The 21,859-nt window shown below is 62.4% G+C and carries 19 protein-coding genes and 5 pseudogenes; 15 read left to right on the top strand and 9 right to left on the bottom strand.

Features of this window, described 5'->3' with window-relative positions; all coding sequences use genetic code 11:
- Positions 1 to 136 precede the first annotated feature (136 nt).
- From ASG07_RS16380 to ASG07_RS18050, 10 genes and pseudogenes are all read left to right on the top strand, one after another.
- Positions 137 to 322 carry a hypothetical protein gene (locus tag ASG07_RS16380; RefSeq protein WP_055849449.1) on the top strand — a complete coding sequence of 62 codons (186 nt, stop codon included), beginning with the start codon at positions 137 to 139 and terminating at the stop codon, positions 320 to 322.
- Positions 323 to 808: 486 nt separating this feature from the next.
- Positions 809 to 3,664 (top strand): TonB-dependent receptor (locus ASG07_RS16375; protein WP_082474901.1); only part of this gene is annotated, 2,856 nt, incomplete at its 5' end.
- Positions 3,665 to 3,730: 66 nt separating this feature from the next.
- Entirely contained in the window at positions 3,731 to 5,221 is a 1,491-nt protein-coding gene (locus ASG07_RS17070) for a sulfatase-like hydrolase/transferase (RefSeq protein ID WP_082474889.1), read from the top strand.
- Between the two features lie 603 nt (positions 5,222 to 5,824).
- Positions 5,825 to 6,505, top strand: coding sequence for a FadR/GntR family transcriptional regulator (locus ASG07_RS17065; RefSeq protein ID WP_082474888.1), 681 nt, complete (start codon positions 5,825 to 5,827; stop codon positions 6,503 to 6,505).
- 330 nt (positions 6,506 to 6,835) lie between these two features.
- Positions 6,836 to 7,351: a DUF3489 domain-containing protein gene (locus tag ASG07_RS16360; RefSeq protein WP_082474900.1), complete on the top strand. Its 516-nt coding sequence runs from the start codon at positions 6,836 to 6,838 to the stop codon at positions 7,349 to 7,351.
- A gap of 96 nt (positions 7,352 to 7,447) precedes the next feature.
- Positions 7,448 to 7,861: a DUF2924 domain-containing protein gene (locus ASG07_RS16355; RefSeq protein ID WP_055849436.1), complete on the top strand. Its 414-nt coding sequence runs from the start codon at positions 7,448 to 7,450 to the stop codon at positions 7,859 to 7,861.
- A pseudogene (locus ASG07_RS17960) lies at positions 7,858 to 8,100 on the top strand (recombinase family protein); the annotation flags it as partial. The gene ASG07_RS16355 and the pseudogene ASG07_RS17960, both read left to right, overlap by 4 nt.
- 18 nt (positions 8,101 to 8,118) lie before the next feature.
- Positions 8,119 to 8,514, top strand: a pseudogene (locus ASG07_RS17955) (recombinase family protein); the annotation flags it as partial.
- A gap of 70 nt (positions 8,515 to 8,584) precedes the next feature.
- Positions 8,585 to 9,907 carry a recombinase family protein gene (locus tag ASG07_RS17950; RefSeq protein ID WP_168377362.1) on the top strand — a complete coding sequence of 441 codons (1,323 nt, stop codon included), beginning with the start codon at positions 8,585 to 8,587 and terminating at the stop codon, positions 9,905 to 9,907.
- A gap of 283 nt (positions 9,908 to 10,190) precedes the next feature.
- Complete coding sequence (locus ASG07_RS18050) at positions 10,191 to 10,322, top strand: hypothetical protein (protein ID WP_269082637.1); 132 nt, start codon at positions 10,191 to 10,193, stop codon at positions 10,320 to 10,322.
- 79 nt (positions 10,323 to 10,401) lie between these two features.
- Here the strand turns inward: ASG07_RS18050 and ASG07_RS17945 are convergent.
- From ASG07_RS17945 to ASG07_RS17345, 8 genes and pseudogenes are all read right to left on the bottom strand, one after another.
- Positions 10,402 to 11,055 (bottom strand): annotated as a pseudogene (locus tag ASG07_RS17945) (IS6 family transposase).
- Positions 11,056 to 11,136: 81 nt separating this feature from the next.
- Positions 11,137 to 12,198, bottom strand: a complete 1,062-nt coding sequence (locus tag ASG07_RS16330) for an HNH endonuclease (RefSeq protein ID WP_055849422.1) — start codon at positions 12,196 to 12,198, stop codon at positions 11,137 to 11,139.
- A gap of 4 nt (positions 12,199 to 12,202) precedes the next feature.
- On the bottom strand, positions 12,203 to 12,604 hold the full coding sequence (locus tag ASG07_RS17350; protein ID WP_236694753.1) for a hypothetical protein: 402 nt from the start codon (positions 12,602 to 12,604) through the stop codon (positions 12,203 to 12,205).
- Between the two features lie 303 nt (positions 12,605 to 12,907).
- Complete coding sequence (locus ASG07_RS16320; protein ID WP_055849418.1) at positions 12,908 to 13,666, bottom strand: DUF6339 family protein; 759 nt, start codon at positions 13,664 to 13,666, stop codon at positions 12,908 to 12,910.
- Positions 13,659 to 14,504 carry a hypothetical protein gene (locus tag ASG07_RS16315; RefSeq protein ID WP_055849414.1) on the bottom strand — a complete coding sequence of 282 codons (846 nt, stop codon included), beginning with the start codon at positions 14,502 to 14,504 and terminating at the stop codon, positions 13,659 to 13,661. The genes ASG07_RS16320 and ASG07_RS16315 overlap by 8 nt, the downstream gene beginning before the upstream one ends.
- Before the next feature lies 1 nt (position 14,505).
- Entirely contained in the window at positions 14,506 to 16,374 is a 1,869-nt protein-coding gene (locus ASG07_RS16310) for a hypothetical protein (RefSeq protein ID WP_156361917.1), read from the bottom strand.
- Positions 16,375 to 16,397: 23 nt separating this feature from the next.
- Positions 16,398 to 16,619 (bottom strand): hypothetical protein, encoded by a 222-nt coding sequence (locus tag ASG07_RS16305; protein ID WP_055849408.1) that lies wholly within the window; start codon positions 16,617 to 16,619, stop codon positions 16,398 to 16,400.
- 326 nt (positions 16,620 to 16,945) lie between these two features.
- On the bottom strand, positions 16,946 to 17,140 hold the full coding sequence (locus ASG07_RS17345; protein ID WP_156361916.1) for a hypothetical protein: 195 nt from the start codon (positions 17,138 to 17,140) through the stop codon (positions 16,946 to 16,948).
- A 157-nt stretch (positions 17,141 to 17,297) separates the two neighbouring features.
- On the opposite strand from ASG07_RS17345, the gene dcm reads away from it, so the two are divergent.
- From dcm to ASG07_RS16285, 4 genes and pseudogenes are all read left to right on the top strand, one after another.
- On the top strand, positions 17,298 to 18,551 hold the full coding sequence (gene dcm / locus ASG07_RS16300) for a DNA (cytosine-5-)-methyltransferase (RefSeq protein WP_055849403.1): 1,254 nt from the start codon (positions 17,298 to 17,300) through the stop codon (positions 18,549 to 18,551).
- Positions 18,544 to 19,017 carry a very short patch repair endonuclease gene (locus ASG07_RS16295; protein WP_055849397.1) on the top strand — a complete coding sequence of 158 codons (474 nt, stop codon included), beginning with the start codon at positions 18,544 to 18,546 and terminating at the stop codon, positions 19,015 to 19,017. The genes dcm and ASG07_RS16295 overlap by 8 nt, the downstream gene beginning before the upstream one ends.
- Positions 19,014 to 20,375 carry a type II restriction endonuclease gene (locus ASG07_RS16290; RefSeq protein ID WP_055849393.1) on the top strand — a complete coding sequence of 454 codons (1,362 nt, stop codon included), beginning with the start codon at positions 19,014 to 19,016 and terminating at the stop codon, positions 20,373 to 20,375. Before ASG07_RS16295 ends, ASG07_RS16290 begins: the two co-directional genes overlap by 4 nt.
- Positions 20,372 to 20,782: pseudogene (locus ASG07_RS16285) on the top strand (glutathione S-transferase N-terminal domain-containing protein); the annotation flags it as partial. The gene ASG07_RS16290 and the pseudogene ASG07_RS16285, both read left to right, overlap by 4 nt.
- A 73-nt stretch (positions 20,783 to 20,855) precedes the next feature.
- On the opposite strand, the gene ASG07_RS16280 reads toward ASG07_RS16285, so the two are convergent.
- Positions 20,856 to 21,572, bottom strand: coding sequence for an IS6 family transposase (locus ASG07_RS16280; RefSeq protein ID WP_055849388.1), 717 nt, complete (start codon positions 21,570 to 21,572; stop codon positions 20,856 to 20,858).
- A 51-nt stretch (positions 21,573 to 21,623) separates the two neighbouring features.
- Between ASG07_RS16280 and ASG07_RS16275 the strand changes: the two are divergent.
- A pseudogene (locus tag ASG07_RS16275) lies at positions 21,624 to 21,767 on the top strand (IS3 family transposase); the annotation flags it as partial.
- Positions 21,768 to 21,859 lie beyond the last annotated feature (92 nt).

Here is a 21,859-nt window from a genome sequence, read left to right as displayed (position 1 = left end):
TTAGAACCGTCTCTTTTGCCAGCAGTTCGTTGCGCGAGGCGGGACGGGAGGCACCGTTCGGAGCGATGCTGCCGGATCGCTGGGCTGGGAAGCCGGCCGTCTCGAATTCACTGATACGACGCTGGCCGATGCGGTCGTGCAGCTGAACCGTTACTCAGCGGACGAGATCACAATCGCCGATGCGCGCACGGCGGCCATCAAGGTCAACGGCATCTTTAAGGCGGGCAACAGCGCCGCTTTTCTCGACGCCCTGGCGCGGCTGTACCCGGTTTCGATACGCCCTGCCGGGCCGGGCAAAACAAAAATCATCTGGGATGGATGATTTATATGACTTCGTGGTGTGTGAACCGCTGGGCCGTGCGTCTTTAATCATAACCCGCCGAACGTGCGGGATGATGGGGAGGGAATCTTGGGGGTCTTCACGAGCGCCGCAAAGCTGACGGCAACGGTCAGCGCCATTGCAATCGCAGCGGGCGCATCCAGCCATGCGGGTGCGCAACCTCGCGCCGCCGGGGTCCAGAGCGCCCAGCAACATCGGTTCAAGCTGCCCCCGCAACCGCTCGACGGAGCGCTGCGCACCGTCGCCCGCGTCGCAGGTGCGGAGATTTTGTTCGACGGCAGGTCGGTGGCCGGACGCTTCAGCCCCGCCCTGAACGGCGACTTCACAGTGGAGCAGGCGCTGCACCGGCTGGTCGGCAGTGCACCCCTGATGGTGAACCGGGGTGCTGGAGGCGCGTACACGATCCGCGCGGCGAGCGCGTTCGTTCCTGCGGCGTTTCAGCAGACATCACGACCCGTCGAAGATCANATGGTGAACCGGGGTGCTGGAGGCGCGTACACGATCCGCGCGGCGAGCGCGTTCGTTCCTGCGGCGTTTCAGCAGACATCACGACCCGTCGAAGATCAATCAGTCCCGCCGCAGGCAACCACGCCTGCTGCCACCGCTCCCCTCGAAGACGATGCGGCTGCCGAGGAGATCGTCGTCACAGGTATTCGACAATCACTGGAGCGCGCTGCCGAGGTCAAGCGTGCGGCTGTTCAGGTCGTTGACTCAATCGTGGCGCAGGACATCGGCAAGCTCCCCGATCCCACGACCGCCGCAGCCCTGCAGCGTGTGCCTGGTGTCCAGGTGGAGGTGAACCGCGACAACGAGCTCTCTGGCGTCCGCATCCGCGGGCTCACTGACGTGCTGAGCACAGTTGATGGCCGAGAGATCTTCTCCACCACGTCCCGCAGCTTTGAGCTGACCAGCCTACCGGCGGAGGCGCTCGCGCGCGTCGACGTTTACAAGTCCCAGACCGCCAACCTGATTGAAGGTGCCGTCGCGGGCACTATCGACCTGAAGCTCAACAAACCGTTCAGCTTCCGCCGCCCGACCTTCGTCGTCTCGGTGCGCGAGAACTATGGCAGTCGTCTGGGCAAGGGCGGCGGACAGTTCGGCGTTCTGGCCGCCAACAGCGTGAACACCGGCATCGGCGAGATCGGTGCACTTCTGAACCTCACCTACTCCCACACGCCGAACATCCGGTCGCAGAGCAACTTGACCGACCGCCGCAGCTCGGGTGCGGGACCGCTCAATTCTCCGGGGTATCTGATCCCACAGGTCATCCAGAACATGCCGTTCATCGGTGCCGTCACCCGCAAGCAGGCCAATGCGGCGCTGCAGTGGCAGGCGACACCCTCGCTGCAGGCCTATGTCGACGGTCTTTACACGTACTTCCGGACGACCAACGGCTTTACCGGTTTCAATCCCCAGCCGTTCACCCCTGGCACCAGCATCTCCAGCATCACCCCGAGCAACGACTGCTTCCAGACGCGAGTGAACGCCGGTGGCACCAATCCCACGATCGTAACTACGCAGGTCGCCGATCCAGCAAGCCCGGGCGGGTTCCGCGCCGTCCAGGCGCTACAGCCCCACACGGTCCAGACGCTATGTGACGTGAAGAGCGTGACCTTCTCCAACATCACTGTGAACCAGAACTCGTCGTCGTTGCGTCAGACTGAGCGCAACAAGCTGATCGCAGGTGGCCTCCGCTTCGACAAGGACGCATCGAAGGCGACGATCGACGCGAGCTACCAGTCCTCGACGAACTACATCGAGAACGTCAATCTCGAAGGCGGCCAGAAGATACCGTCGCTGACTATCAACACGGACGTCGACGGAGGCCAGGAAACAGTCCTGGGCAGCCAATATCCACTCAGCAGCGCTCTCTATCTGCGGAATGGCTTCAACCAGAACTTCACCTATTCGGAAGGATCGTTATTTCAGGTCAAGGCGGACGGCGTACAGGAGGTGGGAGGGCTCCTGCAGAACCTGAGTGCCGGTCTGCGCTACGCTGAACGGCGAGCCAGCTTCGACGACGTGCAGCAGAATAACAACGTCAGCAGCGTACTCGGCATCGGCGACGTCGGGACGCCGACCGCCCGTCTGATCACCAGTCTGGGGCTATCGCCCGAGGTGATCAGCCTGATCGGCCGCGCGCCTCGCCTGAACGGAGGTAGCGTCTTTGCAGGCATCAGTCCCGCCTATCTCCGCTCGGAGCGCGGTCGCAACGAGCTTCGCGCCCTCTTCCGCCTGCCCCAGCGTGCCCCGGACTTTGATCCTACTCGGCAGTTCGATGCCGAGGAGGAGACGTACGCCGCCTACGTGCAGGCCGACTACAAGATCCCGCTCGGCGACGATCTCGCGATCGATGGGGTTTTGGGCCTCCGCGCCATCAAGACGGACCGCACGATCACCGCCATACGCAACGTCGCGGGACAGGGCCTAGTGCCTGTTAGCGACAGCCGCAGTGACACGGATCTGCTTCCCGCCGCGACCGCTCGCCTGACGGTACCTGGAGGAGTGCAGTTCCGCGTAAACTATTCGAAGACGATCAGACGGCCGGACTTCGCGTCGTTGAACCCGACCCAGTCGCTCACGTTCGTGTCCAATCCCCTGCTGATCAACAGCGGCTCCGCAGGCAATCCCGGGCTTCGCCCACAGAAATCCGACAGCATCGATGCGACCGCCGAGTACTACTTCAGGAGCGGCTTCATCGCGGTCACGGGCTACTATCGCACGATCAAGGATCGCGTGGTGACCGCATCGGCGCAGGAGTCGATCAATGGCCTCAACTTCCTCATCTCCCGTCCACGGAACGTCGGCGAGGCCAAGCTCAAGGGTGTAGAGGCGAGCACCCAGTACTTCTTTGACTTCCTGCCTGGTGCTCTTTCCGGCTTCGGCGCCTTAGGCGCATTCACGTTCGCCGACTCGGAGGTCGGCGGCAACGACCTTCTCGCGGGCAATCCACTTCAGGGCGTGTCCAAGTACAACTATACCGTTGGTGGTCTCTACGACAAGTTCGGCCTCAGCGCGCGTGTGGTCTACACCTTTCGCTCTAAATACTACACCGAAGACAACACTGGCGCGGTGGCGCTCCGCCCTATTGACCCAGCCCGTGTATCGGAGGTCTTCCTGCCAACGCTTCTCACTTATGTCAGACCAGCAGGCCGGCTCGACTTCAGCGTCGGCTACGATGTCACCAATGCATTGCGGATCGATGTCGGCGGCACCAACGTGCTCCGCAACCAGACCAAGACCTATCGTGGTCTCGGCTACATCAACACCTACCTGTTCGGAGACGAGACGATCTACACCATCGGCGCGCGCGTGAGATTTTAGCAGCCAAACTTTGCGCAACGTGCAGAACCGTCCGCCTGGTTCAGGTAGTAACAAGGGCAGTCCACCATGGTTAAACGACTGATACTAAAAGCCCTCGCCGCAACATCGCTGGCCGCCCTGGCGGGGGCTCCGGCGTGGGCGGGCGCTCCAGCCAAACACTCCGCTCGTCCGGCAGCTCCGCCTCCGCAAGCTCCCAACGTACGCCCCAACATTCTGGTCTTCCTCGCCGACGATCTCGGCTATCAGGACACGACGCCCTGGGGCGATCGTAACGTACGCACGCCCAACCTGAAGGCGCTCGCGTCGAGTGGGATGGCGTTCGACCGCGCATTCGTGGCATCCCCGGCCTGCGCACCGAGCCGAGCGGCGCTGCTCACCGGCCTGATGCCGGCGCGCAATGGCTCGGAGGCGAACCAGCAGGCGCCAAGCGAGACCGTCCGGAAACTCCCCTCATACCTGCACGACCTCGGCTATCAAGTGGTCGCCTTCGGCAAGGTGTCGCATTACAAGCAAACGGGGATGTACGGCTTCGATCATTTCGAGCACGACACCTTCCACGATCCCGAGGGAGTACCGTCGGCAATCCGGTGGCTAAAGGCGCGCAAGGACAAGCGACCTCTCGCCATCTTTGTCGGCAGCAATTGGCCACACGTGCCCTGGCCGAAAACTACTGAGGGCTATGATCCAGCTGCACTATCGCTCCCAAGAAAAACCGTAGACACAACGATCACCCGGAATGCTCGAGCGCGCTACTATGCTGCCGTTTCCCGCCTCGATCAGGAACTCGGCGATACGGTCAGGACTGTCGATGATGTCTTGGGCAAGAACACGTTTGTCCTGTTCTCGTCTGACCACGGCGCACAATGGCCGTTCGGCAAGTGGAATCTTTACGACACCGGTACGCGAGTGCCCCTCGTGGTTCGGTGGGCGGGGCATGTGCAAGCGGGACAGAGAACAGCAGCCATGGTGAGTTGGGTGGATATCCTGCCAACGCTTGTTGCGGTGGCCGGAGGCAAGCCATCTGCTGAAATCGACGGACGCTCCTTCGCGGCTGCCTTGGCACCTCAATCACGTTTTGCGGGAAGGAGTGATATCTTCACCACGCATAACAACGATGGAAGTGTGAACGTTTTTCCCATGCGCAGCGTTCGCACCGCTAGGTGGAAATACATCAACAATTTACACCCTGAGTACGTCTACACCACTCACATCGATCAGTTCGTTAATCGCGTTGATTCCGGAGTCTATTTCCCATCCTGGCGCCAAGCGGCGACGAGCGATAAGTCTGCGGCAGATATCGTCAAACGCTACTATCACCGGCCGAAGGAGGAGCTTTACGATCTCCTGAGCGATCCTGGTGAAACCGACAATCTCGCGAGTGACCCCGATAAGGTGGCGACACTGCAAGATTTACGCAAACGGCTGGCAGTGTGGCGAGCTCAGCAACATGACGACCATCCGGTCGAGGGGACTCCACACTTCGAAGAAGGGCCAATTGGCGGCGCACCGGACCCGGACGCGAGACCGCCTCTACTTACACCCGAGAAAAAGCCTTAAGCAGTGGCGGTGCGGCTTAACGACATAGCTGAGGTTCGCGCGGTATGCCCACCGCTTCGTTCGCCTTCAGCGCGTACCAGCGCTGAAACACGCTCAACTCGCATGCGCGGCGAGGCTGCATGAGCCTGGCCCTGGTTGGCACGCTCGACAGGGCTGCAGGCGGTGCCAGCGGCGCTTTGCCGTTGCAGGCCAAAGACAATACCTTGCTTCGACTCAGAGGCAATCGCGCGCGATTACCAATCAGCTCCTCACGACGCGATTTACCTCTGGCGTGGCGCACCTACTGTAGTTGATTGCCGCGCCTGCTGAACATTCGCGGCCAGCACTCGGCTGCCTTAGTAGCCGGTGATCAAACGCTGGATCGTGCAGCCCTCTCGACTAACGTTAACTTTTATTCGTGCTTTATCACCCTGGAGTTTGAGCAGCCAAGCTTGGAAGCACCTAATAGCATTATATTTGCGTTGCTAGTTCTATCAATGTCACTGTTCAGTAAGAACTCGCATCTCGTATGGTGGCGCAGATGCCCCTGCGGGCAATATAGCATGTGTGGGGAGATCAGAAGACGTGGAAAATGCTCACGGTACCGATGAACCCAAGCGATCCATGCCAGCGCCTGGTCGTAGCATAACTGAATTTATTGTTAACAGCATCGGTGAAATGATAATCACCGGCCACTACGATACAACCCCCTTTCCGACGGAGGATGAACTAGCTTTACAACTGAGGTTTAGCAGAACAGCAGTTAGAGAATCATTTAAAATGTTGGCGGCGAAGGGGCTTTTGAGTGCTCGACCACGACACGGCACTTTCGTTCAACCCGAGTCAGAGTGGCACTTGTTCGACCCTGATGTTCTACGATGGCTTTGTAGAAGGATTCCTTCAAAGTCTTCGCTAAGGCACTTTGCATCACTCTGCATTGTCGTTGAACCCGCGGCTGCTGGACTGGCCGCTCGCTGCTCCTCCCTGCCAAAGTTAGGCGCACTTCGGGAGAGTTTTGACAGAGTTGTGCGCGCGCACGAGGGTGAAGATGATCTATTCGACGCCTCGATGAGCTTCCATTTCGCAGTTCTGGAGGCAACCGACAATCCGCTGTTTATGCAATTTCGCGGGGTGGTCCAAACCGCCTTGTTTATGGCCGCCCGGCTCAGGATCCGCCTCAATTTGAATCATACACCGATCCAATATTACGCAGCTGTTATGACAGCTATCCAAGAAGGGGATGGCGTCAATGCTTCAAGGTCGATGTACCGCGTCGCACAAGAGAGCCTCCTTTTGACGGAATAGCATGTGCAGTGGTCTTGCGGAGACATGGTAAAGCAACGGAGGTGCGACGACGCTTCACGGTGCCAGCCAGGTCCCCTCTGATGTTCAGCGTCAAAGCTAATGGACATGATAGTATAAGGTATCGATTAATCACGAGGTGTATAGCGAGCGTGCAGGCGACACGAAGCTGCTTCTAGGGAACCGCTCGACTTTCGCCGGCACCAGAGCGACAGGATGCCCGACTCGGATGCGCAGCGAGGGCGCATGAGCCAGAGCCCTGATCGGCGTGACCGACAGGGCTGCAGGTGGTGGCAGCGGCACTGGAGCCCCTGCGAGCCGAAGGACACCATCATGCCAAAACTCAGCGACACGCAGGCCATCCTGCTGACCCACGCCGCGCAGAACGACACCGCCAGCCTGTATCCCCTGCCGCAGACGCTGCGCCGCGGCGGCGGCATCACCAGGGCCATCGCCGCGCTTGTTAGCGCCGGCTACGTGGAAGAGCGCGAGACCCAAGAGCCGGGTGCAGTGCACCGCACCGACGCTGAGGTCCGCTACGGCATTTTCGCTACTGCTTCGGGGCTTGCCGCCATCGGCATTGTCGATGGTGAGCAAAGCGATGCGCCGCAGCCCTCGCCAGAGCCTGCGGTTGCTGCACCACGCGTCACCAAAGCCAGCACGGTGGTGGCACTGCTGTCGCAGCCTGCGGGCGCAACGCTGCCGGAGCTGATCACCGCCACCGGCTGGCTGCCGCACACCACCCGCGCTGCACTCACGTGCCTGCGCAAGAGGGGCCACATCATCGTGCGGTACAGCCGCGATGGCGCAACCTGCTACCGCATCGGCGCTGCGGCGGCCGCAGCATGAGCGCTGTCGAGGCGGAGATCGCCGCGCTGGAGGGNTCGTGCGGTACAGCCGCGATGGCGCAACCTGCTACCGCATCGGCGCTGCGGCGGCCGCAGCATGAGCGCTGTCGAGGCGGAGATCGCCGCGCTGGAGGGCCTGTCCTCGGCTATCCTGCGCGACCGGTGGTCGGCGCTGACCGGCAGTCCGGTGCCGCGGATCAGCCCGAAGCTGCTGCGGCTGGCGCTTGCCTGGGAGCTGCAGGCGCGCAGCTTCGGCGGCCTGTCGCGGGCGACCACGCGCACGCTCGACCAGCTTGGCCGCGGCGAGACGCTGACCGCCCCTGCCCGCCCCGGCATGCGGCTGGTGCGCGAGTGGCAGGGCCGCGTGCACGTGGTGACGGTAGGCGAGGATCAGGTCGTCCGCTGGGAGGAGCGGCCATACCGCTCGCTGAGCGAGGTCGCCCGCGCGATCACCGGCACCCGCTGGTCSGGACCTGCCTTCTTCGGGCTGAAGAAGAAGGTTGCGGCATGAAGCCTGTCCTGAGCAGAGCCGCGRCCACGGTCCGCTGTGCGATCTACACGCGCAAGTCGAGCGAGGAGGGTCTGGAGCAGGACTTCAACTCGCTCGATGCGCAGAGAGAGGCGTGCAGCGCCTACATCCTCAGCCAGGCGAGCGAAGGCTGGCTGCTGAGCGGTGAGCGCTATGACGATGGCGGCATCTCGGGCGGGACGCTCGCCCGCCCTGCCCTGCAGCGGCTGCTGGCCGATGTCNCCACGGTCCGCTGTGCGATCTACACGCGCAAGTCGAGCGAGGAGGGTCTGGAGCAGGACTTCAACTCGCTCGATGCGCAGAGAGAGGCGTGCAGCGCCTACATCCTCAGCCAGGCCAGCGAAGGCTGGCTGCTGAGCGGTGAGCGCTATGACGATGGCGGCATCTCGGGCGGGACGCTCGCCCGCCCTGCCCTGCAGCGGCTGCTGGCCGATGTCGCAGGCGGCGAGATCGACATCATCGTCGTCTACAAGGTCGACCGGCTGACGCGCTCGCTGCTCGACTTCTCGAAGCTGGTRGAGGCCTTCGATGCCGCCGGCACCAGCTTTGTCTCGGTCACCCAGTCGTTCAACACCACCACCAGCATGGGGCGGCTTACCCTCAACATGCTGCTCTCCTTTGCCCAGTTCGAGCGGGAGGTCACCGCCGAGCGCATCCGCGACAAGATCGCCGCCTCCAAGGCCCGGGGCATGTGGATGGGTGGTCATGCTGCTCTCCTTTGCCCAGTTCGAGCGGGAGGTCACCGCCGAGCGCATCCGCGACAAGATCGCCGCCTCCAAGGCCCGGGGCATGTGGATGGGTGGTACGCCGCCGCTTGGCTACGCGCCTGATGGACGATCCCTCAGAATCGTCGAGGAGCATGCCGCCATCATCCGGCATATCTACACGCGCTATCTGGCGCTCGGCTCGGTGCGCAGCCTGTCAGAGGAGCTGGAGCAGCGCGGCATCCGCGCGCCGGTCCGCACCACCCTCGGTGGCAAGGCGTTTGGCGGTGTCCGCTTCTCGCGTGGCAACCTCTACTCGATCCTGCGCTGTGCGACATACGTCGGCGAGATCCACCATCAGGGGCGGGTTCACGCCGGCCTCCATGCGCCGATCGTCGCGCGCGAGGTCTGGGACGCGGTGCAGGCAAAGCTCACCGACAACCGCCAGGGCGAGCAGCGCCGCGGCGGCCGGGCAGCCGCCAGCCTGCTCGCCGGCCGCGTCGTGGATGCGCAAGGACAGCCGCTGGTCGCCACCCATGCCGCCAGGGGGAAGGCACGCTACCGCTACTATGTCAGTCGTGACCTGCAGACCGGCTCCAGCGCCATCGGGCTGCGCATTCCGGCCACGGAGCTGGAGGCGGCCGTCACCCGGCGGATCGCCGAGCTGTTTGCCGACCCGGTCGAGCTTGCTGCTGCCGCGCAGCTCGAGCTGACGCCCGACAGCTTTGCCGCCGCCGCAGCGAAAGCCGACGCGATTGCTGCTGGTACGCCGGCTATCCTGAAGGATGCGGTTCGCAGCATCGTCACCTCGGTGCAGATCCATGATGGGCGCATCGATCTGGTCTGTTCGACCGCGGCCATCGCGGCGGCGCTCGAGCTTACCGCCGGCACCACAGCAGAGACCATCACCATCCGCTCGGAGGTGCGGCTCACCCGCTCGGGACGTGTCATGCGGCTGGTGCATGCCAGTGGCAGCGGCGTGACCGCCACCGCCAACGGTTCGCTCGTCCGCCTCATCCTCAGGGCACGCCGCTGGTGGGGGATCCTCAAGGCCGGCGAGATTGACGTCACGACGCTCGCTGCTCGCGAGAACGTGCAGGCGGGCTATGTCACCCGCGTGCTGCGGCTTGCGTTTCTGGCACCCGCGGTCGTGGAGGCGGTCCTTGCCGGCAACATCAGGGCTGGTGTGGATGGAGCAGCGCTGACCGCTACCGGCGCAGTGCCGGCGCTCTGGGCTGAGCAGGTAACGGCGGTGTTGCCACATGTTGGCCTGACAGGCGTTCGACCATCCATGCGGTCGATGGGCCACTCTGTCACAACCTGATATCGCGCTTCCGCATCTCGGCCGCCGCTATGCCCTTCAGCGTCGATGGTGGAGCTTCCACAAAGATATCGGCGAGATCCAGGAGATCCTCATCGTTTAACAGGGCAATAGAAGCATGGATGTCAGCGACTTGAGCAACTGCCTGCTCAATCCTCGCTGTTCGCCTCCGATTTCGTATTTTCAGCATAGGCGCCAACTAGCAGGAAGGTGGCAGCACAGTCAGCTACCTTGGCTGTTCTGCGGCACGTAAGCGCGCCGCCGCCTGGACGCGCAGCCAGCGAGCATGTTCTCCTTGCGCATCTTGCAACGCGCGGTGCGCAGGAACGACATCGTCGCCGACGGCGGAACCTGCAACGATGGTGTGGACCTCGGCGTCGAGCTTAGCTGGCGTTATGACGGCCCGCAGGATGTCTGAAGCCGTCTCCCGCAATGCTCATCCGTGTCGCGCAAACGGAGCGCGTGTCGAAGAAGTCCCGCGGCACGCAGCAGCGTGGTCAGCCATTTGCCATCCCATGATGGCGCACTGGCAAATAGGTCATGATGGCTCTGTCAAAGCAACTGCTCTGCTGGTTTGACGGTGAGTTTCCGCCCCGTTTGCCAGCCGCACGGCAGGCAAACGGCAGCATTCCCGAAACTAAGCCCACAGGATCCGCAGCACTGACAGCCCAATCGGAGTAGCTCGCAACGTTGAACAACCCCTTAGCTCCTACCCCCCTGCGAGCTCGTGCATTTGGTTTGACAGTGCCCTTCAGCGCCTTCTTTATGAAGGCAAGCGCCGCCGCCTTGTCGCGGGTGCGGGTGACGTAGCTTTCCAGCACCTCACCCTCGTGATCGACAGCGCGCCACAGGTAGACCAGCTCGCCGTTCAGCTTCACGTACATCTCGTCCAGGTGCCAACGCCAGTGACGGAAGCCGCGCATGTGACTTACCCGCTTCCTGCGCACCTCGCCTGCGAACAGCGGGCCAAACCTGTTCCATCACAGCCGCACCGTCTCGTGGCAGATGTCGATCCCGCGCTTGAACAGCAGGTCCTCCACGTTCCGCAGGCTCAGCGGGAAGCGCACGTACATCAGCACCACCAGCCGGATCACCTCCGGTGACGAGTTGAAGTAGCGGAATGGAGAGGCTGGCTTGCGCGGGCGGGGCAGGGCCCGCTCTACCCCACCACCACCCGATTACCAGACGGTGCATTTGGTTTGACGGTGCCATTCCCGGCAGTCCCTCCGCCCTCAGCCCACCGACGATGCAGACAAGCGATGAACGTATCGGTGGCAGTTGGCACACAGGCAAATGAGGTCCTCAAGCCTGGTCTCGTGCCCGTCCGCCATCAAGCGAACCTCGGTGGCGGCGTGATGGACCTCGATGCAGGCCTCGCCAGCCTCCGAACCATAGACGGTCACCGGGTCGAAGCCGCAGCGCTCACATACGAGGCGGCCATGCCGTCGCCCGTAATCCACCTTTTTTGCCTGCGCGAGACCCCGTCCGCGCTCCCGCCGCATGTGTACGGCGAGCCGCCTTTCTCCCTCCACCCAGATTCGGGGGTCAGGATCGAAGTTTCCGTCCTCCTGCTTCGCCTCAATCCGGTAGCCGGCTGCGAGCAGAATACGGAAGCAGGGCTGGCCCCACCCGGCGGAGAAATGATGCGGCTCCACCTTGAAGCCCAACGCACGCGTTGCGGCCAGGCCGAAGACCGCCTTGGGCGGCAACCTGACCCCATCATCGGTGATCAGGTCATACGTCGAGGATTCACCAAAAGGGTGATCCATACCGGCTGTGAGATCACGAATGGCATGCCAGATGTGATCGGCCTCAACCTTGGTAAGAATATCGGCGGAAAGGCGCCGCGCAGCTGCGGGTGCTGCGCCCGCCTCGGTCGCACCCACGACGCGGGCCATGCGAAGCGGCTCAACCCGACCTAACACCGCGAAACGTAGCCGCTTGTTACGATTTCCTCCTCCTACGACCCGGCGCGATCCGACCCGCCCCATGCGCCCCGATAGCAGCGAGAACGCACCGGCAGGATCTCTTCGCAATTCAGATGCCGTGAGCACGCGCCGCTCGTCCATGGGAAGGTGCTGGACCCGCGTGCTGTCGACGAAGATTTCTGTCAGCTCGACATCCGCCCGCGCGAGCCGGCCAAGGATCAGCCGGAGCGCCGTCGCGTACGCGGTGTTGCGGGCATTGGCTGCACCGCGAGCGCCGCCCCGGCTGTTGAGCACGATCCCGGTGGAGTCGATCTCGCCTGACGCGTCGAGAACAGTCCCGTCGTCATCGTGAAACACGACGTCCACGCCGTCAGTCCTGTCTCAGCTTGGTGAACAGCCAAGCCGCCAGCTCTGCCGCCTCGCGGACATCGTGCAGACGTATGGTGATCTCGCCGCAGGGATTGTCGCTTGCTGAAGCAAACGTTTCCTTCGCCGAGACCGCAAGTCCGGGCAGATCATCGAGCGCCGGCCGGCGCAAATAGAACAGGAGATGCCCGATGTTGGCAGACCAGGAGAACAGGTAGCGATCGGCATGATCGTGCAGCCTCACGGCATGAACCTTCCCCGAGTTGCAGGAAGAGCGAAGTCCTGCTCGTTCGCTTTCGAGCAGAAGCCAGACGTATGCCGCTCGCGTCAACGGATCCCTGATGACTTCAAGGTTCTCTACATGCCGGGCCGCATCAGCAGCCAGCGCATTGGTCATGTCGTGCAACCCCGCCTCCCCATCTCGAGATCCGATGCTGACACAGCGATCGAACTTCGTCGAGCGAGACGCCGCAGCACGAGCAGAGAGGGGCGATCTGAAACAGGCACCTAGCAGTGACGTACCTCGTGAGGCCTGCGCCTGGCTTGCGCGGGCGGAGCATGAACCCGCCCTACCCCGCCCGAGTTACCAGCTGGTGCATTTGGTTTGACGGAGCCCTCGTCAGTAGCATCGTCCCACCACCCTAGGTCACAGCATCCTATCGCAGCCATTTACCGTTAGCGGCATCAATACAGCGGTGTCCAAAGCCGATTACGCGACTTCCTTCTGCAGTCTCGGCTTTCTCGCCTTTGTAAATTCTAAGCACCGGGCAAGATGCTTGTCGACAGCATCATCATCCAGCGCTTCGAATACAATACCGCCGCTGCGTTTGTTCACGTCGATCATGAAATCAACAATAGCCTGATCGTCGAGATCCAGCCAAGGCTCGGCCGCGAGCATTCGGACGATTCCGCGGACCAGCGGCTCGCGGAAACCGGTGTTGGCGCGTTCGATAATCTGCATGCGATAGTTCGCCCGCTTGAGCAGCCGGCGGAGGCCCTCTTCGACATCGTCGGGGCAGGCAAGCGAGGCGACATGGGCATTCCACCACAGCCGCCCGATCGCATTGTCGTCACGACAGCCGGTCGTACCGCTCGCGAAGAAGTGAATGCGCACAAGGTTCGAGTCCTTGTCAGACCCGTTGAGCCAGCGGGCGCGCGCAAACGCCAGACATTCGACATGACAGAGCCGGGCCCACAGCCTCTCTTCCCTGGCGAGGGCCGGCGTCATCCCTGCGAGCCCCTTCCAAATGATCAGAGAATTGCACACCTCGGCATCCGGGGTGCCGGACGGGTCAAGCTGACCGACAATGGCAGGATCCCAGCTGGCAAGACGGGATTCTATCGCCCAGCCATTCTGCTGCGCAAGGTCGGCAAAACCACCAGTGCGATAACGGTCGATATTGGCTTCAATCTGCCCCGCAAGCTGGTCAACGACCGGTTGGGCGAGAAGCCGGAGTGGCTCACTCATCGTCAATCTCCTCTACGTCGACCAGCCGCGAAAGGCCGTTGAAGGGCTTGCCCAGCAACAGCTGTGCGTCGGTGAGAAGCGATGGCGTCTTGAGGTCGACGTCAAGGAGTTCACTCCGCTTCCGGAAAGGCTCAAACCACCGGCATGAACTGAACTGTTCGTCGCCAGTCGCGATCTGCGAGAGGACTTGCATTACCACCGGCACGAACAGCGCATTCATGACAGCCGAACGCGTGCTTTCGGTCGTCTGACGAAGTCCCTGTACCAGTGAATAGGTTGGCTCGCTCATCAGAATGTTGATCCGGTCTCCGGCCATGTCGATGTCGAATTCACTGTCTGCGACTTCGGTCGATGAAAAAATCTCGAAGATAGATTCTATGGACGGAAGAGGCGGGCGAAGAACATCCACGCGCTGTTCGTCGTCCAGCGCGAGAATCTGGCCCGGTTCGATATCGGCCCCGCGGCCAAATTCGCTGTGTGCGCCAGTGGGCAGCCAGCCTTCGATTGGCCGAACCGCCCATATCATCGGCCTGAGGCGTACCCGCCCAAGGAGAGCGCCCGGTGCAAACTGATGTGAACCAGACGGATAACCGAAACGCTGCATGCGCCGGAAACCGGTTGATACACACGTGATGAAGCAGCCAAAGGCCGCATCGCCGTTCTCGATCAGGGTGACAAGATCCGGCTGATCGAGCCGGACTTGGCTGTGAATGTCGATCTGCTGCGCCGCGCCATCCTCTCTGAGCGTGAGCTCTGCAGTAAAAGTCGAGCCGGCGACATCGCTCGACCATGGTGCAAGCACCGGGTGGGGATAGCTGGTCGTCTCCGATATTTTCATGTCAGGCTGCCTCCTCGGCAGGTGTCTCAACAGACCGGACCGCGCTGAGCTCGATCGGCCCGGCAAAGGGTTCCGACAGCGTCACATCAAGCTGGACGCGCTGCCCCGCCTCAACACTGGTCCGCAGACGGCCCTTACTGACCGTTCCTGCGGAAGCTCCCACAAGATCGAGTCCGACATCATCAGTCAGGCCAGACGCATCGACCGCAAGGACGATCTCGCCCGAGGCCGCTGGCGTGAACCAGATTGAGCGGATGAGCGGATCGCCGTTCTTCAGCGCCGACCGAATGGCATCAAGGGGGACCGCGCCAGTGGTGCCGGCCCGGCGCTGGGTCTTTTTACTTTCCCCTGTACGTGTCCCGGTCTGTTTGCGGCCGGAGCCGCCACTCTTCCTTGCCTTGCCCTTGCCGGTTGACCCGGAAGCCTGTCGCCGCGTGCCGCGGCGGGGCTTCTGGTAAATATACGCGTCAGGGTCTTTTTCCTCATCCTCCCTACCCTGATCCCGTGTCGATCCGGTGTCGGCGAACATTTCGGAGAGCTCGTCGAGCCTGCTGCTTTCCACGTCCTCGATCTTGGCCACCATGCGAATGATGCTGCGAACTTCGCTGATCAGCTTCTTGATCTGCTTCCGGGCAGCCTGCTGCGCGTCGTAATTGACGATCCGGTCCGGCTCGAACGCATCATGTGCAGGGTTCTCCAATTCTTTGAGCAGCGCACTTGGCGCGCGACCACTCGCGGAGGGCGCGGGCTCAAGAACGGCGGTGAACTCTCGGGTGCCAGGAAACAACCTCATCGGCTGCGACAACTTGGCAAAGTTGTCGGTTATGTAGATGCCGTTGCGCAGCACATGCACCTCGCGCGGCAGGTTCTCACTCACCAGCAGATGCAGCACGAAGTCGCCTAGGCCGGCGACCGAAATGGTGTGGCGCGTTGCAGCCTCCGAACGGATGCACAGCAGGAGCCTTCTTGCCCGCTCCAATTCGGCAAGTTCGTCATGCTCGGCGGCCAGCGTTCCGAGAGCTTCGTCGGTCATCACCGAGTCAAGTGACGAGCTGTTGATGGGCTTGCCATCGACCTCGAATTCGATCTGGCCCCGATCGATGGCAGCGAAGAAGTTCGTGACGAGGGACAACGTCATTCGCGACGCCCAATGATCCCGTTCATCAAACCCGATTGCGTGGATCGATGTGCCGATCTCGCTGCGAGCAAGCCAGGACGGGACAGCGGACGGATTCTCGATCGCCCGGAAATCCTCGTCACCCCAATAGCCCTCGGCCGAGCATTTACGCGCGCCGTCGGTATGGGATATCAATCGAAGACGACCCTGCGCCGCGAAGCACGGGTGTTTTTCCGCATCCTCATAGCAGGTCGAATATATGACCGTCTGAAGCTCCGAGACGGCGAACGCGGCATTCTTGCCGATGCCGAATGAGCCCGCCGATGTCTCGTCCGGCTTGTTGGTGATCCCGTCGCCTTTAACCAGCGCTGTGAACACCGATGCGGCGTCGTCAACGGGCCCGGTCAGCCCGGATGTGTTGATGTCGGCAACACGCAGCACTTTTACGGTCGGTTCGGATATCGCAGCCAGTGCGCGCTGAAGATGTGCCTGCGTCTTTTCATTCTGGGGCGCCTCCAGACAGCAGCGGATTGAATGCTCCAGCTCGGCGGCAAAGGGGATGTCGCCTCGCTCCACATGCAGCAGATCAAAGCTCACCTTTACAGGCTTCGATCCACGCGCAGCATCACGGCTGTTCTGTCCGGTCTCGCGCGCGCAGCTCGTGTAGGGCGAACCACGGAAGGTCTCGAAACCGGCATAGGCTAAGCCTTCAACCTTGTTCGCCTCGTTCGTCAGGAATCGGATGCCGGCCACACTGTGTCTCCTGTTTTGACCGCTCAGAGGCGGAATTCGCCGCCGGCGGCCTCGCCGTCGCGCGCAAAGCGCCCCTTGGCTGTGTCGAGCGCTTTCTGGACCGCTCCGAACATTTTTTTGATGTCGGTCTCGCTGAACTCATAAGCGGACCGGTTCGACAGGTTTCCGATCAGTTGGAGATCCTTGATGGCTCGATTGACTCTAGCCTCCGCAAGCTCCACAAATTTTTCCCGCTTGGAGGTCACAAAATTTCCTCTGAGTTTGCCATATTGGCATCATATATGGCCATGTTTAGGATTTTTTGCAATCATATATTGCAAATATTATCATTATGTTGAGCCGGCAGTCCAACCAGCTTCAGAAAAGTCGCATGTTTTCGGTGCTTTATCCTGCTTCCGAGTTCGGGCAGCAGCTCGTAATCGTGCGACAGATCACCCGGGCGCCTCAGACGTGGCGCATGGCGCCCTGTCGTGAGGCGTCGATCCGGGTCGGCATATCGTGATTTGGCCGCGTGGCCGAGAAAAAAGCCTACAGGGAGGCGCTGGAGCGCCCCACCAGCCGGGCCATGTCTTCAGCAAAAGCGAGAGTAGAGCCGCATCGCCTTCACGATGAGCACACTGGCGACGTGAGAGTTCCCCTCATCGGCGTCGGTCATGCTGAGCTTCTTCAGCAATGGCGTTTCAAAAACGTCCATGTCCCGCACCCCCGACGTTCCAGCGATTAATTCAATGTCCGGGATCGACGACGATCCTGCACGGATGCTCATTTATCGTTCTGGATGGATGTCGGCTATCCGCGCCGGCTCCTTAGGTCGCGACCCGTGCGGAACGCTCCCGACCGCACAGCAAAGAACATCGTGAGAACAAACTTGTCAGCTGGGCACCTTCGCGCCATGGTGTCGTAAATCGACACAGGGAACAGGCATGCGCAGGCTACGATCGGCACACAGCGAGGTTGGCGCACTGATCGCGCGCGCGGGGCTGACGCGGGCCGAGGCGGCAGCGCTGATCTCGGTAACGCCGCGCACGATCGAACGCTACCTGTCAGGTGACGCAAAGCCCTCGCGACTGGCCATCCGGGTACTGGAGGACGCCGCGCGACGTGCATCGGCACCGCCGCGCCCGGTGTCGTTCCGGTTCATCGACCTGTTCGCCGGGATCGGTGGCTTGCGGATCGGCTTTCAGGGGATCGGCGGGCATTGCGTGTTCACCTCGGAGTGGGATCGCCATGCACAGGAGACGTATGCGCTGAACTTCCGCGACAACCATCCGCTGGCCGGCGATATCCACGACTATGCCGCCGATCCGTCGCTGATCCCGGAGCACGACCTGCTGCTGGGTGGCTTCCCGTGCCAGCCCTTCTCGATCGCGGGCGTGTCCAAGAAGAATGCGCTGGGGCGCCCGCACGGCTTTCTGTGCGACACTCAGGGCACGCTGTTTTTCGACACCGCGCAGATAATCGCGCACCACCGTCCGGCGGCGTTCGTGCTCGAGAACGTCAAGAACCTCGAGCGGCACGACAAGGGACGCACCTTCGCGACCATTATGAACGTGCTTCGCAACGAGCTCGGCTATCACGTGCAGGCGCAGGTGATCAGTTCCGAGCACTGGGTGCCGCAGCGTCGCGAGCGCATCTTCATCGTGGGCTTCCGCGAGCCAACCACCTTCGATCTGGCGGCGCTGCAGCTGCCGCAGGGAGGTCCGAAGCTGGGCAGCATCCTCGAGCGGCATGAGGATGTCGATCCGAAGTACACGCTGACCGAACGGCTGTGGGAGTATCTGCAGGGGTACAAGGCCAAGCATGCGCTGAAGGGCAATGGCTTCGGCTACAGCCTGTTCGGCCCCGACGACGTCACCCGCACGCTGTCGGCCCGTTATCACAAGGATGGCTCGGAGATCCTGATCGACCAGCCGGGCAAGCGCCCGCGCCGTCTCACCCCGCTGGAATGTGCGCGGCTGATGGGCTTCGATCACGGCGACCGGCGCTGGAAGATCGAGGTGTCGGATACACAGGCCTATCGCCAGTTCGGCAACGCGGTCGTAGCTCCAGTGGTCGAGTTCCTTGCCGATGCGATGCGCCCGCATCTGGAGGCGGCGATCGGCAACACGCAGGATCGCTCTGCGGCACCGGTGACGATCACGCGCCCCGACCGGGAGCCTGTCGCCGCCAATGGCTGACGTCTTCCCGGCTGACGTGCGCAGCCGGATGATGGCAGGCATCCGCAGCACTAATACCAAGCCGGAGCTCCTGCTGCGCCGCGGGCTGCACGCCCGCGGCCTGCGCTTCCGGCTGCACGATCGCAGTCTGCCGGGCACGCCCGATCTGGTGTTTGCAAGCCGGCGCGCCGTGGTGCAGGCGCAAGGCTGCTTCTGGCATGGCCATGACTGCCATCTGTTCAAATGGCCAAAGACCCGGGACGAGTTCTGGCGCGCGAAGATCGCGCGCAACCGTGCGGTCGATGCGCGCGCAGAGGCTGCGCTGCACGATGCCGGCTGGCGCGTCGCTGTCGTATGGGAATGTGCGCTGAAGGGCCGAACGCGCCTTAATCATGGCGACATGCTCGACACGCTGGCGACATGGATCCGCGGCACGGACATGCGCATCGATATCCGTGGGCTGGATGTCACGCTGGAGGAACGGTGACCACGCAGATCGACATGTTTGACGATGGTGACGACGGTGGCGCGATGCTGCTGGTCGACCTGCTGCGCTCGGCCAGCTTCGTGCTGGTAAAGAAGCTGTCGAACAACGACCGCGACTGGGCGCAGCTTCCCAACAAGCATCAAGCCGGGGTCTATATTGCGCCGGCGCAGCGCGAGAGCGGGTTCTTCCCGCCGCTGTCCGGGAAGGTGCGGGCCGATGGCGGCGCCGCGATCCGCGAGTGCTTCTTCCGCACTGAATGGCCACAGGTCGATATAGTGCGCGAGAAGACCCGGCTGGTGCATTACACCAGCAAGGGCGCCGAGACCCACATGACAGGCATCCCGAAGCCGGCCTTCGCCACGCTGTCGCCGGCCTCGTTCCTCGTCATGGGGCGCCATGTCACCGACGGGGTGCCGGTCTATCGCTGCCTGACGATCGATTCCGCGTCGGCCGACGCGCTGCTGCTCACCGATACGCTGAGCCTTCCCGCCGACTTCGTTGCCGGCATCTTCGAGCCTGCAGCAGCGCTCGCGGCCGAGCGTGACGCGATCCTCGACTTTGCAGGCCGCGCGATCGAGGCGTGGCTGGCCGGCGGGATCGCCGCCTTCGCCGATGACAATGCCGTCCTGCCCTCCACGGCCGTGCTCGCCCGCATGGCACGTGAAAAGTATCTTGCTGACCATGGCCTTGCCACGCTCGACCCGTGGGCCATTGAGCGTCCCGGTGACGCGGTGCGCGAGATCAGCCGCACGATCGAGTGGGAACTGTTCCGCGAGTTCCAGCGTCGTGAGCGCGCGATCATGCTGGTACGCACGATCCTTGGTGACATTCCGTCGTATGTCACCGCCGCCGGCATCATCCGCAGCCTCATCGACAACATCGGCGAGGTCGACCGGCTGATGCTGTCGGCCAGCCAGCAGCGCAAGTCGCGCGCGGGCTATTCGTTCGAGCACCAGATAGAGGCGATGCTCGCCGCCGGCGCCGTGCCGTTCGAGAAGCAGGTGGTTATGGACGCAAAGAAGCGGCCGGACTTCATCCTGCCCTCGCTCGCGCGCTTTATCACACCCGTCCCCGGTGCCGCCAACGGCCTTATCCTGAGCGCCAAGACGACGCTGCGCGAGCGTTGGAAGCAGGTCCAGCGCGAGATGACAGGCGGCGACCTGTTCCTGGCCACCGTCGATGAGTCCATCGCCGCCAATGCGATCGAGGACATGGCCTCGCTCGGGATCGTGCTGGTGGTGCCCGAGACGCTGCGCGAGTCACGCAGCACCGAGTATGTGCGCCATTCCAATGTGATCGGGTTTGCCGGCTTCTTCCACGACGAACTGCGCGAGCGGCGGATGGCGGAATGGGTATGACGGGCGACCTTCCCCTGCTCTACTCGTTCCGGCGCTGCCCCTATGCGATCCGCGCGCGGCTCGCCCTGCTGGCGAGCGGTACGGCTTGCATCATCCGCGAGGTCAAACTCTCTGTGAAGCCCGCTGAGCTGCTCGCTGCCTCATTCAAGGCGACGGTGCCGGTGCTGGTGCTGCCCGAAGGCGGTGTGCTCGATCAAAGTCTCGACATCATGCGCATGGCACTTGCGCGCCATGATCCGGCAGGCTGGCTGGACCGCACCGACGATGATTTGATCGCGACCAATAATGGTCCGTTCAAGCATCACCTTGACCGAACAAAATATCCCGATCGTTATGACAGCGATCCGGCATCACACTGCGCCGCATGTCTTTACCTGTTGCGCCCGCCCGAGGAGCGCCTGTCCGTAACCCGCTTTGGTGCTGTCGGTCTAACGCGAACCGCTTTCCACCGGCTGCATCTGGGGCTTTGAGGATAGTCGCCTAGCTGATGAGGATCTGCCACTCCGCAGGCGCTGCGGAGCGTCGTTCCCGGTAGGTCTGTCGGTCGGTGAGATGGCGCTCCAGGCTGAAGTGGTTGTGGACGTTGGCGTGCACGGAAGCGAACTTCTGCAGCGTCTTCATCTGCCTGAACCGCAGCATCGCCCGCTCTCGTCGTCGGAACGGCAGGTGGCTGTTCTCAACCCGGTTATTAGCCCAGCGGCCAACCTCCTGCTTTTCGGCGTTGCCCAGCTCGTTCATGGCAGCACGGTAGGAGCGCAGGCCGTCGGTGGTGATCGCCTCTGGTGAGCCGTGCCGCTTCAGTGCCTTCTTCATGAAGGTGAGCGCGGCTGCCTTGTCGCGCGTCCTAGTGACGTAGCTCTCGAGCACCTCGCCCTCGTGATCTACTGCTCGCCAGAGGTAGACCATCTCGCCGTTCAGCTTCACGTACATCTCGTCCAGGTGCCAGCGCCAGTGGCGAAAGCCATGCATGCGGCTCACCCTCTTACGCCGTACCTCGCCTGCGAACAGCGGCCCGAACCTGTTCCACCACAGCCGCACGGTCTCGTGGCAGATGTCGATCCCGCGCTCGAACAGCAGGTCCTCCACGTTCCTGAGGCTGAGCGGGAAGCGGACGTACATCAGCACCACCAGCCGGATCACCTCCGGCGAGGAGTTGAAGTAGCGGAACGGACTGGCTGGCTTGCGCGGGCGGGGCATGCAGCGGCCCTACAATCCCCGAATTACCAATGGGTGGATTTGCTCTGACATAGCCGCCGGAAGTATCGAACGCGCAATCACGCGAAGGCCGACGTGTTCGATTATATCGAGCGCTTCTACAACCCGACGCGCCGGCACTCGACGCTAGGCTATCTCAGCCCCATGGACTTCGAGCGGCAAGCGCATGTACCCTAACTTGATGTCCACGGGACCGGCAGCAGCTCAAGGACTGGCGATTTCGGGAGGATCCGTTAGGGTTCGGGCGAGGAGACGAATGCAGGGTGGGC

The organism is Sphingomonas sp. Leaf343, from assembly GCF_001423765.1.
GTDB lineage: Bacteria > Pseudomonadota > Alphaproteobacteria > Sphingomonadales > Sphingomonadaceae > Sphingomonas.
This window is presented reverse-complemented; position numbering and strand designations above follow the sequence as displayed.